Below are 12,837 nucleotides of genomic sequence, written 5' to 3' on the forward strand. Positions count from 1 at the left end.
ATGATCCCGAGTCAGCGTCGGGCGCCGGCGATCCGCGCCGAGAGCTGGTGCGCGTGGGCGAGGAGTGTCCTGCCGAGGTCGCCGATGCGATCGGGGCCGAAGCGGAATCCGACACCGGTCAGACTCAGCGCCCATTCCGGTCGTCCAGACCGATCGAACACGGCCGCGCCGAGTCCCCAGCTGCCTTCGACGATGAGTCCTGGATTCACCGCGTAGCCCCGCTCCTTGGTCTCGCTCAGGCGAGTTCTCAGAGGTCCGGTGCTGTGCTGGCGACCCCAGGTGCTCTCCAGCTCGGGATGACGGTCGAGATAGGCGTCCACATCGTGGTCAGGCAGGAAGGCCAGGATGGCGAGGCCAGCGCTTGCCACTCCGAGCGGGAACCGGACTCCCTCGCTCAGCACGAAGGACCGGATCGGAAATGACCCTTCCTCGCGGAGCAGGCAGACCGTCTCGTCGGCCCTGCGCACCGAGAGGAAGGCGCTCTCCTCAGTCCTCACCGCGAGGGAACGGACGATGTCCCGGGCGAGTGCGGTCACGTCGTACCTCGCGGCAGCCACGGATCCCATGAGAAAGAGCTCCGGCCCGGGCATCCAGCGCGTGCTGGACTCTTCGCGGTCGACCAGCCCTTCCGCCCGGAGCGCGGACAGGAGTCGATGGGTGGTCGAGCGGGACAGGTCGGCGGAGCGGGCGAGATCCTGCAGTGACGCTCCCTCGTGCCCGCTGGCGGTGACGAGCCGGAGGAGCTTCGCGGCGCGAGCGATCGCCTGGGCTCCCGGAACGACGGCGTTCGATTCCATAATGTGGACGCTACGCCCCGAAGCGACCACATGGCAACATGCGCCTTTCGCTCAGGCGACCAGGAGCGGATGCTGAACAGGTATGCCTTTCGAAGGAGCAAGCGTGATCGACAAGCAGTGGGCGAGCGCCGCAGAAGCGGTCGCAGACATCGAGGACGGTGCGTCCCTCGCCGTCGGGGGCTTCGGACTCTCCGGTAACCCGATCGCGCTGATCGAGGCGCTCCTCGCTCAGGGCACGAGCGGGCTCAGCATCGTCAGCAACAACTGCGGAGTGGACGACTGGGGGCTCGGCATCCTGCTCGCGGCCCGCCGCATCCGCAAGATGACCTCGTCGTACGTCGGGGAGAACAAAGAGTTCGAGCGGCAGTTCCTCTCCGGCGAACTCGAACTCGAGCTGACCCCGCAGGGAACGCTTGCCGAGAAGCTCAGGGCGGGAGGGTCTGGGATCGCCGCATTCTTCACCCAGACCGGCGTCGGCACGCAGGTCGCCGAAGGTGGACTCCCGCGACGCTACAACCCCGACGGCAGCATCGCGGTGGCGTCTCCGGCGAAGGATGTTCGCACCTTCGACACCGCGGAAGGACCACGTGAGTATGTGCTCGAAGAGGCGATCACCACCGATTTCGCGCTGGTCCATGCGCTGGCGGGGGACAGACACGGGAATCTGATCTTCAACAAGGCGGCGCGCAACTTCAACCCGCTCGCGGCGATGGCCGCACGAATCTGCATCGCGCAGGTGGAGCAGCTCGTCGAACCGGGCGAGCTGGATCCGGACCGCGTCCATCTGCCGGGTGTCTTCGTGCACCGTGTCGTCGATGTCGGCACCGACATCCCGAAGCGCATCGAACGTCGAACCGTCACGCCGGAAGGAGTCTGACATGGCGCTCACACGCGATGAGATGGCCGCTCGCGCTGCAGCAGAGCTGCGGGACGGCTCCTACGTCAACCTCGGCATCGGGCTGCCCACGCTCGTGCCGAACCACGTGCCGGAGGGCATCACCGTCGTGCTGCAGTCGGAGAACGGCATCCTCGGAGTCGGGCCTTATCCGCACGAGGATGCGGTGGATCCCGACCTGATCAACGCAGGCAAGGAGACGGTCACCGTCCTGCCGGGTGCTGCGTACTTCGACTCCGCGACGAGCTTCGGGATGATCCGAGGCGGAAAGATCGACGCAGCGATCCTCGGAGCGATGCAGGTGTCCGCGAGCGGAGACCTGGCGAACTGGATGATCCCCGGAAAGATGGTGAAAGGCCCCGGCGGCGCGATGGATCTCGTCCACGGTGCCGCGCGCGTCATCGTGCTGATGGAGCACGTCGCGAAGGACGGATCGGCGAAGATCGTGCACGACTGCTCGCTTCCCCTGACCGGCCGTCAGGTGGTCGATAGGATCATCACCGACCTGGCGGTGATCGACGTGACACCGGAAGGTCTCTCGCTCGTCGAGCTCGCACCGGGCGTGACGGTGGAGCAGGTCGTGGCGGCGACGGAGCCGGCACTCACGATCCCCGAAGAGCTGCACGACAGATGAACGCACAGAACGGAGGGGCGAAGATGACCGCCCAAGACCACTCGAGCGACGCGGACGTCGTGATCGTCGCCGCGGCGCGCACTCCCCAGGGTCGCCTCAAGGGACAACTGGCGAGCTTCAGCGCACCGGAGCTCGGCGCATTCGCGATCCGAGGTGCCCTCGAACAGGGATCCATCGATCCCTCGGACGTGGACGCCGTGATCGTCGGCCAGGTCCTCGCGGCCGGCTCCGGACAGAACGCCGCGAGACAGGCAGCGATCGGAGCCGGCATCGGCTGGGACGTTCCCGCCCACTCCGTGAACAAGGTGTGCCTCTCGGGTCTCACTGCGATCATCGACGCGGCTCGGATGATCCGGACGGGAGACGCGGCGGTCGTCGTCGCGGCCGGGATGGAATCGATGACCAGGGCCCCGCACCTGCTTATGGGGTCGCGGGACGGATGGACGTACGGCAGCGTCGAGGTGCTCGATCACATGGCCCACGACGGCCTCACCGACGCATACGACAAAGAGAGCATGGGCGCGTCCACCGAGCGCCACAACGCCCGCTACGAGCTGACGCGCGCGGCTCAGGACGAGGTGGCGGCGCTGTCGCATCAGCGGGCCTCGGCGGCTCAGACCGCCGGCGTGTTCGACGACGAGATCGTGTCCGTCGCCGTTCCCCAGCGCCGGGGTGAGCCGTTGCTCGTCACCGCCGATGAGGGCATCAGGCCTGACACGACCGTCGAGTCGCTCGCGGGCCTTCGGCCGGCGTTCGCCGAGGGCGGCTCGATCACGGCCGGCAATTCGTCTCAGATCTCCGACGGAGCGTCGGCGGTCGTCGTGACCACCCGCGCCACGGCGGCGACCAGAGGCTGGTCGGTGCTCGTGACCGTCGGCGCGAGCGGGCAGACCGCAGGGCCGGACAACTCGCTGCAGGCCCAGCCCGCGCGGGCGATCGAACGCGCGTGCGAGAAGCAGGGCATCACACCCGCAGACCTCGATGTCGTCGAGATCAACGAGGCGTTCGGAGCGGTGGTCGCACGGTCTCAGGTCGAGCTCGGTCTGAGCAGCGACGTCGTCAACATCCACGGCGGCGGCGTCGCGATCGGTCATCCGATCGGAGCATCCGGCACGCGGCTCGTCGTGCACGTCGCGCATGAGCTCGCGCGCCGCGGTTCGGGCACCGCTGCCGTCGGGCTGTGCGGTGGCGGAGGACAGGGCGAGGCGCTGATCCTCACCCGCTGAGGCGAGTCAGCGCTTGAGGGGCTTGATGCCCTTCGACTCCTTCTTGGCTTCCTTCTCGTGCTCCCTCTGCTGCTTCGCGTAGACGGGCGAGTCCGGCGAGACCGGTCGTCCCTGCTTCGCGCGGCGCGTGTCGATGACCGCTCCGATGGCGAGGGCCAGACTGATGCCCCAGCTCACCCACGCGAGAGCGGATCGCCACGTGAGCCGCGTGTCGCGGGAGCCGCGAAGAAGGGTGGTTCCCGTCATGATGGCGCCGAGGAGTCCGGTTCCCGAGAGGTAGTTCATGCCCTCACGCTACCTTCCGTTGGCCAGGCCGCGCTCAGCCTTGACAATCGGGGCCGGATTCTGTCAGGCGAAGCTGCGATGAGCGTAAGGTACTCGGACGCCGTTCTGCCGCGCGCGGTACGATGGGGGAGTCGCGGCTGGTCCGCGGCCGCAATCCGTGTATCTACCGGCCGCCGGCTTTCCGGCGGACAGCGGCGGCACCCGACCCCGCGTCTGCGGACGCGCGAGAGCCCATGACACACGCAACTCCCAGCCCTCAGAACCACGCCCCGACGCCGACCCCGACGCCGGAGGCACCTGGACTGCTCCGTATCGCGGGCCTGCCGTACTTCATCATCGCGTTCATCGCCCGGCTGCCGTTCGCGATGATGGTCGTCGGAGTCCTCACCGTCGTCGTCTCGGCGCGAGGGTCGCTCTCGCTCGGCGGTCTCACCTCCGCAGCCGTCGGCCTGGGCACGGCGTGCTTCGGTCCCCTGCTGGGCGCCGCGGCCGACCGTTTCGGCCAGCGCATGGTGCTGCTGATCCTGGCGATCGCCAACGGGGCGATGCTGGTGCTGTTCGCCGTCGTCGTCTACACCGGGGGAGCGGACGCTCTCGTGCTGATCTCCGCCTTCGGCATCGGCGCGACGGCCCCGCAGGTCGCCCCGATGTCACGATCCAGACTCGTCACGATGATCGCCGACCGGATGCCGGAGTCCCTCCGCACCCGCACCGTCTCGGGAACCATGGCGTACGAGTCCGCCGCCGACGAGACCGTGTTCGTGTTCGGGCCCTTCATCGTCGGCATCCTCGCGTCGGCGATCGCGCCGTGGGCCCCGCTCATCGGTGCGGCTGCGCTCACGGTGGTGTTCGTCGGCGCATTCGCCCTGCACCCGAGTGCGCGTGCCGTCTCCGTGCACCGAGATGAGCACGGCAGGGCACCGTCGTCGGTGTCGGAGCTCTTCAGTGCGCGTCTGCTGATCGTCGTCATCGGCATCCTCGGAGTGGGGATGTTCTTCGGCACGATGCTCACGGCGCTCACATCCTTCATGGCCGATCGAGGCGCCCCTGAGCAGGCAGGGCTCCTCTACGGTGTCATGGGCGTCGGCTCGGCGATCCTCGCCCTCGGCGTCGCGTGGCTGCCGGTGCGCTTCTCGCTGCGCGCTCGCTGGTTGATGTTCTCCGGCATCCTGCTTGCGGGCAGCCTGCTGCTGCTCCTCGTCGACTCGCCCGCGATGATGATGGTCGCACTGGCGATCATGGGCATCGGAATCGGACCGACCCTGGTGACGCAGTACAGCTTCGGCGCTGCGCGCAGTCCGCTCGGCCGCTCGGCCACCGTGATGACGATGCTCGGCTCGGGGATCGTCGTCGGCCAGTCCCTCGGAGCGGCCGTGGCAGGGGAGCTCGCCGAGAGCGTGGGAACGGGCAGCGCCCTCGTCCTGCCGATCATCGCCGCCGGCGTAGCGTTCGCTTCCGCCCTTGTCAATTGGCACCTCAGTGCGACCGGACCTCGCGTAGCCTCGGTCTGAGCTTCTGTAGCCTGAGGAGCAACCCCACTGCATCGTCAGGAGCACTCACCAATGTCAGTCGCAGATTTCGTCGTCGTCGCCAACCGACTTCCCGTCGACCGGGTCGTGGGTCCTGACGGAGACGAGGAGTGGCGGACCTCCCCGGGTGGTCTGGTCGCGGCTCTCGAGCCGATGATGCGCAGCGCGCGCGGGGCCTGGGTGGGATGGCCGGGACAGCCTGACATCGAGCTGGACCGATTCGAGATCAACGGCATCGACCTGATCCCCGTGCCCCTCAGCGCCGAAGAGGTCGCCGACTACTACGAGGGCTTCGCCAACGACACGATCTGGCCGCTGTACCACGATGTCATCGCGCCCCCGCAGTACCACCGCGAATGGTGGGAGGCGTATGTCAAGGTCAACCGTCGGTTCGCCGAGGCCGCTGCCGACGTCGTCGCACCCAACGGCACGGTATGGGTGCACGACTATCAGCTGCAGCTCGTGCCGCAGATGATCCGGGAGCTGAGGCCCGACGTCACGATCGGGTATTTCCATCACATCCCGTTCCCGGCGCACGGTCTCTACGCGCAGCTGCCCTGGCGCGATCAGGTGCTCAAGGGACTGCTCGGCGCCGACGTCATCGGATTCCAGCGTGCGCAGGACGCCACGTACTTCCTGACTGCCGTGCGCCGTCGCCTCCGCTACGAGGTCAAGGGGTCGGCCGTGGCGATCCCGACGGACGACGGAGGCACCCGCACTGCGGTCGCCAGGGCCTTCCCGATCTCCATCGACACGGCTCCGTATCTCGAACTCGCAGCCCGCCCCGAGGTGAGGGCGCGGGCAGCCGAGATCCGAGCGAGCCTCGGCAATCCCAAGAAGATCCTGCTCGGCGTCGACCGGCTGGACTACACGAAGGGCATTCGGCACCGCATCAAGGCCTACGGCGAGCTGCTCGAAGACGGGCAGCTGAGTGTCGACGACGTCACGTTCGTGCAGGTGGCGAGCCCGAGCCGTGAGCGCGTCGATGCCTACGTGCACCTTCGAGACGAGATCGAGCTGGCGGTCGGCCGCATCAACGGCGATCACGACACGATGGGCCACACGGCGATCCGGTATCTGCACCAGGGCTATCCGCGCGAGGAGATGGTCGCGCTGTACCTGGCCGCCGACGTCATGCTCGTGACCGCCCTGCGCGATGGCATGAACCTCGTGGCGAAGGAGTACGTGGCGACCCGGGCCGACAATCGCGGGGTGCTCGTGCTGAGCGAGTTCACGGGTGCCGCCGATGAGCTGCGACAGGCGGTGCGGGTCAACCCTCATGACATCGCCGGGCTGAAGGACGCGATCATGACGGCGGTCGCCATGACGCCGGCCGAGCAGGGCAAGCGGATGCGGTCCCTGCGGCGCCGCGTGCTGGAGAACGACGTGAACGCCTGGTCGTCGTCGTTCCTCCGCGCGCTCGCTGACGTCCGCCGACGCTGATCCGCCGGGTCATACTGGGAGGACACCGCCTCGATTGGAGACCCTGTGACCCGTAGCTGGACCCCCGGAGAAGCAGACCCGGCGCTGAGCGCCATCGCAGCCACGCCCAGGCTGGTCGTCGCCCTGGACTTCGACGGCACGGCGTCTCCGCTCGTCCCTGACCCGATGGCCGCGCGCGCTCTCCCAGAGGTCGCGACTCAGGTCGCTCGGCTCGCTGCCCTGCCAGACACAGTGGTCGCCTACGTGTCGGGGCGAAGCATGCACGACCTGAGGGTCATCACCGAGCACACGGACGATTCGCTGATCGCTCTGGCCGGTTCGCACGGCGCCCAGTACTGGTACCCGGGTGTCGGCGATGCCCCGACCGACGGTGCCGAGACCGCTGAGGGGTCCCGTGAGGAGCTGTGGGAGGCTGCGCGACCGATCATCGATCGTTACGAGGGTGCCGAGCTCGAGCCCAAGACCTTCGGGATGGGCGTGCACACGCGCACTGCCACGCCCGAGGTCGAGAAGGCGGTGTTCGCCGAGATCGACGCTCTCGTGGCCGAGCGGTTCCCGCACTGGCGTCGGCGTGCCGGGCACCGTGTCCTCGAGTTCTCATCGAGGAACGAGGGCAAGGATGCCGCCATGGCGGCCCTCCGCGAGCACTTCGACGCGACCGGAATCCTGTTCGCGGGCGATGACGTGACGGATGAAGACGCGATGCGCGTGCTCACCGACGGTGATCTGGGCGTGCGGGTGGGCCCGGGGGAGAGCGCCGCCGTGCTCCGTGTGGGGAATCCACAAGAGATGGCTCAGCTTCTGGAGGCGCTCGCGGACGAGCGCACCTCTCGGCGGGAATAGACTTCCGTCATGTCCTCGCATGATCCCTCCAGCAGCGCGCCCATCGACATCAAGCCCCGCAGCCGCGTCGTCACCGACGGCATCGAGGCGACGACCTCCCGAGGCATGCTCCGTGCCGTCGGCATGGGCGACGCCGACTGGGACAAGCCCCAGATCGGCATCGCCTCCAGCTGGAACGAGATCACCCCCTGCAATCTGAGCTTGGACCGTCTCGCTCAGGGTGCGAAAGAGGGGGTGCACTCGGGCGGCGGCTACCCGCTGCAGTTCGGCACGATCTCGGTGTCCGACGGAATCTCGATGGGCCATGAGGGCATGCACTTCTCGCTGGTGTCGCGCGAGGTCATCGCCGACTCGGTCGAGACCGTGATGATGGCTGAGCGACTCGACGGATCGGTGCTGCTCGCCGGCTGCGACAAGTCGATCCCCGGCATGCTCATGGCCAGCGCCCGCCTCGACCTCTCCAGCGTCTTCCTCTACGCCGGCTCGATCGCACCCGGTTGGGTCAAGCTGTCGGACGGCACCGAGAAGGACGTCACGATCATCGACTCGTTCGAGGCCGTCGGCGCGTGCCGCGCGGGTCTCATGAGCGAAGAGGACCTCAAGCGCATCGAGTGCGCGATCGCCCCGGGTGAAGGCGCCTGCGGTGGCATGTACACGGCCAACACCATGGCGTCGGTCGCCGAGGCCCTCGGCCTGAGCCTTCCCGGCTCGGCCGCACCGCCCGCTGCGGATCGCCGCCGCGACTACTTCGCGCACCGCTCGGGCGAGGCCGTCGTGAACCTGCTCCGTCAGGGCATCACGACCCGTGACATCCTCACCAAAGAGGCGTTCGAGAACGCGATCGCCCTTGCGATGGCCCTCGGCGGTTCGACGAACGTCGTGCTGCACCTGCTCGCGATCGCGCGAGAGGCCGAAGTCGAGCTGAGCCTGCACGACTTCAACCGCATCGGCGACAAGGTGCCGCACGTCGCAGACATGAAGCCGTTCGGCAAGTACGTCATGAACGACGTCGACCGCCACGGCGGCATCCCGGTGATCATGAAGGCGATGCTCGACGAGGGTCTGCTGCACGGAGACGCGCTCACGGTGACAGGCAAGACGCTGGCCGAGAACCTCGCGGACCTCGACCCGCAGCCCATCGACGGCGAGGTCATCCACACGTTCGACAACCCGATCCACGCGACCGGCGGCCTGACGATCCTGCACGGGTCGCTCGCCCCCGAGGGCGCGGTCGTGAAGACCGCGGGCTTCGACGCCGCCGTATTCGAGGGCTCCGCCCGTGTGTTCGAGCGCGAGCGTGCCGCCATGGACGCCGTGGCCAACGGCGAGATCGAGGCGGGCACCGTCATCGTGATCCGCTACGAGGGTCCGAAGGGCGGACCGGGTATGCGTGAGATGCTCGCCATCACCGCGGCCATCAAGGGCGCGGGGCTCGGAAAAGATGTACTACTCTTGACTGACGGACGATTCTCAGGCGGCACAACCGGCCTGTGCATCGGCCACATAGCACCCGAAGCGGTGGACGCAGGTCCCATCGCCTTCGTGCGCGATGGTGATCTGATACGGGTCGATATCGCAGCTCGCTCTCTCGACCTACTCGTCGACGAGGCGGAGCTCGCCTCCCGCCGCTCTGGCTGGGAGCCGCTACCCCCGCGCTATACCCGTGGCGTTCTTGCCAAGTACTCGCGTCTCGTGCGGTCCGCCGCCGAGGGCGCGACGACCGGCTGATCCACGTCGGCTCCGGCTTCCCGCCTCCGACGTCGCCAACAGACCATCAGAAGGAGTGTCATGACTGCTGACACCGTCTCGGCTGTGCCGAGGCCGCCCGCACCCAAGTCCGCCGCACCGGAGATCTCCGGAGCCGAGGCCGTGGTCCGCACGCTCGAGCTCCTCGGCGTCAGGGACGTCTTCGGTCTTCCCGGTGGCGCGATCCTGCCCGTCTACGACCCGCTCATGGACGCCGCCGAGCTCCGGCACATCCTGGTGCGACACGAGCAGGGAGCAGGCCACGCTGCCGAGGGCTATGCCTCCTCGTCGGGCAAGGTCGGCGTCTGCATCGCGACCTCCGGTCCCGGTGCCACCAACCTCGTGACTGCGATCGCGGACGCCTACATGGATTCGGTGCCGCTGCTCGCGATCACCGGTCAGGTGTTCTCGACCCTGATGGGCACGGACGCGTTCCAGGAAGCCGACATCGTCGGCATCACGATGCCGGTGACCAAGCACTCGTTCCTCGTGAAGGACGCGTCAGAGATCCCCGGTGCCATCGCCGCGGCATACGAGATCGCATCGACGGGTCGACCCGGTCCGGTGCTCGTCGACATCACCAAAGACGCCCAGCAGGCCATGGCGCCGTTCGTCTGGCCGCCCAAGTACGACCTGCCGGGGTACCGACCCGTGACGAAGGCCCACGGCAAGCAGATCCAGGCGGCCGCTGCGCTCCTGGCCGAGGCCAAGAAGCCGGTGCTCTACGTCGGAGGCGGTGTGATCCGCGGTCGTGCGTCGGCCGAGCTGCTCGCTCTGGCCGAGACGACGAACGCACCGGTCGTGACGACCCTCATGGCTCGCGGCGCGTTCCCCGACTCGCACCAGCAGCACCTGGGCATGCCGGGCATGCACGGCACCGTTCCCGCGGTGCTGGCGCTGCAGGAGGCCGACCTGATCGTGTCGCTCGGCGCGAGGTTCGACGACCGTGTGACCGGCAAGGCCGCACTCTTCGCACCGAACGCCAAGGTCGTGCACGTCGACATCGATCCGGCGGAGATCTCGAAGATCCGCACAGCCGATGTGCCGATCGTCGGTGACGTCCGCGACGTCCTGGTGGATCTCGAGTCCGCGTTCCGCACGGCCGTCAGCACGACGACCCCCGACACGGAGGAGTGGTGGTCGTACCTCGACGGGCTGCGCACCGAGTTCCCTCTCGGATACGCGCCGACCACCGACGGCCTGCTCGCGCCGCAGTACGTGATCCAGAGGATCGGCGAGCTGACCGGCCCCGAGGGCATCTATGCCGCGGGCGTCGGACAGCACCAGATGTGGGCCGCGCAGTTCATCAAGTACGAGCGACCCAACGCCTGGTTGAACTCCGGCGGTGCGGGCACGATGGGTTACTCCGTCCCCGCAGCCATGGGCGCCAAGGTCGCCGAGCCCGATCGCGTGGTGTGGGCGATCGATGGCGACGGATGCTTCCAGATGACGAATCAGGAACTCGCCACCTGCACGATCAACAACATCCCGATCAAGGTCGCGATCATCAACAACTCCTCGCTGGGCATGGTGCGCCAGTGGCAGACGCTGTTCTACGACGGTCGCCACTCGAACACCGACCTGAACACGGGCCACGGCACCGTGCGCATCCCCGACTTCGTGAAGCTCGCCGAGGCCTATGGCTGCCTCGCGATCCGCGTGGAGAAGGAGGAGGAGGTGGACGCGGCGATCAAGCTCGCACTCGAGACGAACGACCGCCCCGTCGTCATCGACTTCGTCGTCAGCGCCGACTCCATGGTGTGGCCGATGGTTCCCCAGGGCGTGAGCAACAGCTACGTCCAGTACGCCCGCGAGCACGCGCCCGCTTTCGACGAGGAGGACTGACCATGTCGACTCACGTGCTGAGCCTCCTCGTGGAGAACACCCCCGGTCTGCTGACCCGTGTCGCGGGTCTGTTCGCACGCCGCGGATTCAACATCGACTCGCTCGCGGTGGGTGTGACAGAGGTGCCTGGCATCTCGCGCATCACCGTCGTCGTCGACCTCGAGGATCTTCCTCTCGAACAGGTGACCAAGCAGCTCAACAAGCTGATCAACGTCATCAAGATCGTGGAGCTCGACTTCCCGACCTCGGTGCAGCGGGAGCACATGCTCGTCAAGGTCCGCACCGACAACGCGAACAGGTCGAACGTCATCGAGGTCGCGAACCTGTTCCGCGCTTCTGTCGTCGACTACGCGTCCGATGCGCTGGTGATCGAGGTCACCGGCGATCGGGGCAAGGTCGACGCCATGCTCCGCGCCCTCGAGCCGTTCGGCATCAAGGAGATCGCGCAGTCGGGTCTCCTCGCCATCGGCCGCGGCGGCAAGAGCATCACCGAGCGCGTCCTGCGCGGCTGATCAGACTTCACACACGTACACGAACACCAATCAAGGAGAAAACCAGTGAGCACCGAGATCTTCTACGACGCAGACGCCGATCTGTCGATCATCCAGGGCAAGAAGGTCGCCATCGTCGGCTACGGCTCGCAGGGTCACGCGCACGCGCAGAACCTTCGCGACTCGGGTGTCGAGGTCGCGATCGCTCTCAAGGAGGGCTCGAAGTCGGCGCCGAAGGCGGAGGAGGCCGGATTCGCGGTCAAGACCGTCGCGGACGCGACGCAGTGGGCCGACCTCATCATGATCCTGGCGCCGGACCAGCACCAGCGCACGATCTACAGCGAGTCCATCGCCCCGAACCTCGCCGAGGGCAAGACGCTCGCCTTCGCGCACGGCTTCAACATCCGCTTCGGTTACATCGACGCTCCTGAGGGCGTCGACGTGATCCTCGTCGCTCCGAAGGCGCCGGGCCACACCGTCCGTCGCGAGTTCGTCGCCGGTCGCGGCATCCCCGACATCATCGCCGTCGAGCGCGACGCATCGGGCAACGCCTGGGCGACCGCCCTGTCGTACGCGAAGGCCATCGGCGGCACCCGTGCCGGTGTCATCAAGACGACCTTCACCGAAGAGACCGAGACCGACCTGTTCGGCGAGCAGGCCGTGCTGTGCGGTGGCGTCAGCCACCTCGTGCAGGCCGGCTTCGAAACGCTCACCGAGGCGGGCTACCAGCCGCAGATCGCCTACTTCGAGGTGCTCCACGAGCTGAAGCTGATCGTCGACCTCATGTGGGAGGGCGGCATCGCCAAGCAGCGCTGGTCGGTCTCCGACACGGCCGAGTACGGCGACTACGTGTCGGGTCCCCGCGTCGTGACCCCGGAGGTCAAGGAGTCGATGAAGGCGATCCTCGCCGACATCCAGAGCGGCGCGTTCGCGAAGCGGTTCATCGACGACCAGGACAACGGTGGCGAGGAGTTCCTCGCACTGCGGGCCAAGGAGGAGACGCACCCCATCGAGGCCACCGGCAAGGAGCTGCGTTCGCTCTTCGCATGGAAGCAGCAGGACGAGGACTACGTCGACGGCAGCGCTGCGCGCTGACGCTGGTT

The 12,837-nt window shown here is 67.6% G+C and carries 12 protein-coding genes; 10 read left to right on the forward strand and 2 right to left on the reverse strand.

Annotation, left to right across the window (positions count from 1 at the left end):
• Positions 1 to 11: 11 nt before the first annotated feature.
• A complete protein-coding gene (locus ACZ0AA_RS03050) occupies positions 12 to 797 on the reverse strand; it encodes an IclR family transcriptional regulator (protein WP_463512113.1) in 786 nt (261 codons plus the stop codon).
• 103 nt (positions 798 to 900) lie between these two features.
• On the opposite strand from ACZ0AA_RS03050, the gene ACZ0AA_RS03055 reads away from it, so the two are divergent.
• Genes ACZ0AA_RS03055 through ACZ0AA_RS03065 form a run of 3 tightly spaced genes read left to right on the forward strand, consistent with a single transcriptional unit; the run spans position 901 to position 3,552 of the window.
• Positions 901 to 1,674, forward strand: coding sequence for a CoA transferase subunit A (locus ACZ0AA_RS03055; RefSeq protein ID WP_463512114.1), 774 nt, complete (start codon positions 901 to 903; stop codon positions 1,672 to 1,674).
• A 1-nt stretch (position 1,675) separates the two neighbouring features.
• Entirely contained in the window at positions 1,676 to 2,326 is a 651-nt protein-coding gene (locus tag ACZ0AA_RS03060; protein ID WP_463512115.1) for a CoA transferase subunit B, read from the forward strand.
• 23 nt (positions 2,327 to 2,349) lie between these two features.
• The gene (locus tag ACZ0AA_RS03065) at positions 2,350 to 3,552 is read left to right on the forward strand and encodes an acetyl-CoA C-acetyltransferase (RefSeq protein ID WP_463512116.1); all 1,203 of its coding nucleotides are present in this window, start codon (positions 2,350 to 2,352) and stop codon (positions 3,550 to 3,552) included.
• A gap of 6 nt (positions 3,553 to 3,558) precedes the next feature.
• On the opposite strand, the gene ACZ0AA_RS03070 is transcribed toward ACZ0AA_RS03065, so the two are convergent.
• On the reverse strand, positions 3,559 to 3,837 hold the full coding sequence (locus ACZ0AA_RS03070; RefSeq protein ID WP_140036887.1) for a hypothetical protein: 279 nt from the start codon (positions 3,835 to 3,837) through the stop codon (positions 3,559 to 3,561).
• A 233-nt stretch (positions 3,838 to 4,070) separates the two neighbouring features.
• Between ACZ0AA_RS03070 and ACZ0AA_RS03075 the strand changes: the two genes are divergently transcribed.
• Genes ACZ0AA_RS03075 through ilvC form a run of 7 tightly spaced genes read left to right on the forward strand, consistent with a single transcriptional unit; the run spans position 4,071 to position 12,829 of the window.
• Complete coding sequence (locus ACZ0AA_RS03075) at positions 4,071 to 5,348, forward strand: MFS transporter (protein WP_463512117.1); 1,278 nt, start codon at positions 4,071 to 4,073, stop codon at positions 5,346 to 5,348.
• 51 nt (positions 5,349 to 5,399) lie between these two features.
• Complete coding sequence (locus tag ACZ0AA_RS03080; protein ID WP_463512118.1) at positions 5,400 to 6,809, forward strand: alpha,alpha-trehalose-phosphate synthase (UDP-forming); 1,410 nt, start codon at positions 5,400 to 5,402, stop codon at positions 6,807 to 6,809.
• Between the two features lie 45 nt (positions 6,810 to 6,854).
• Entirely contained in the window at positions 6,855 to 7,652 is a 798-nt protein-coding gene (otsB, locus tag ACZ0AA_RS03085) for a trehalose-phosphatase (RefSeq protein ID WP_400860734.1), read from the forward strand.
• Positions 7,653 to 7,661: 9 nt separating this feature from the next.
• Positions 7,662 to 9,380 carry a dihydroxy-acid dehydratase gene (gene ilvD / locus ACZ0AA_RS03090; protein ID WP_311257481.1) on the forward strand — a complete coding sequence of 573 codons (1,719 nt, stop codon included), beginning with the start codon at positions 7,662 to 7,664 and terminating at the stop codon, positions 9,378 to 9,380.
• A 60-nt stretch (positions 9,381 to 9,440) separates the two neighbouring features.
• Entirely contained in the window at positions 9,441 to 11,243 is a 1,803-nt protein-coding gene (locus ACZ0AA_RS03095; protein WP_400860733.1) for an acetolactate synthase large subunit, read from the forward strand.
• Positions 11,244 to 11,245: 2 nt separating this feature from the next.
• Complete coding sequence (ilvN, locus tag ACZ0AA_RS03100; protein WP_042541743.1) at positions 11,246 to 11,755, forward strand: acetolactate synthase small subunit; 510 nt, start codon at positions 11,246 to 11,248, stop codon at positions 11,753 to 11,755.
• A gap of 45 nt (positions 11,756 to 11,800) precedes the next feature.
• Positions 11,801 to 12,829 carry a ketol-acid reductoisomerase gene (gene ilvC / locus ACZ0AA_RS03105; RefSeq protein WP_400860731.1) on the forward strand — a complete coding sequence of 343 codons (1,029 nt, stop codon included), beginning with the start codon at positions 11,801 to 11,803 and terminating at the stop codon, positions 12,827 to 12,829.
• The last annotated feature ends 8 nt before the right edge of the window (positions 12,830 to 12,837 follow it).

Source organism: Microbacterium sp. AC035, from assembly GCF_979258485.1.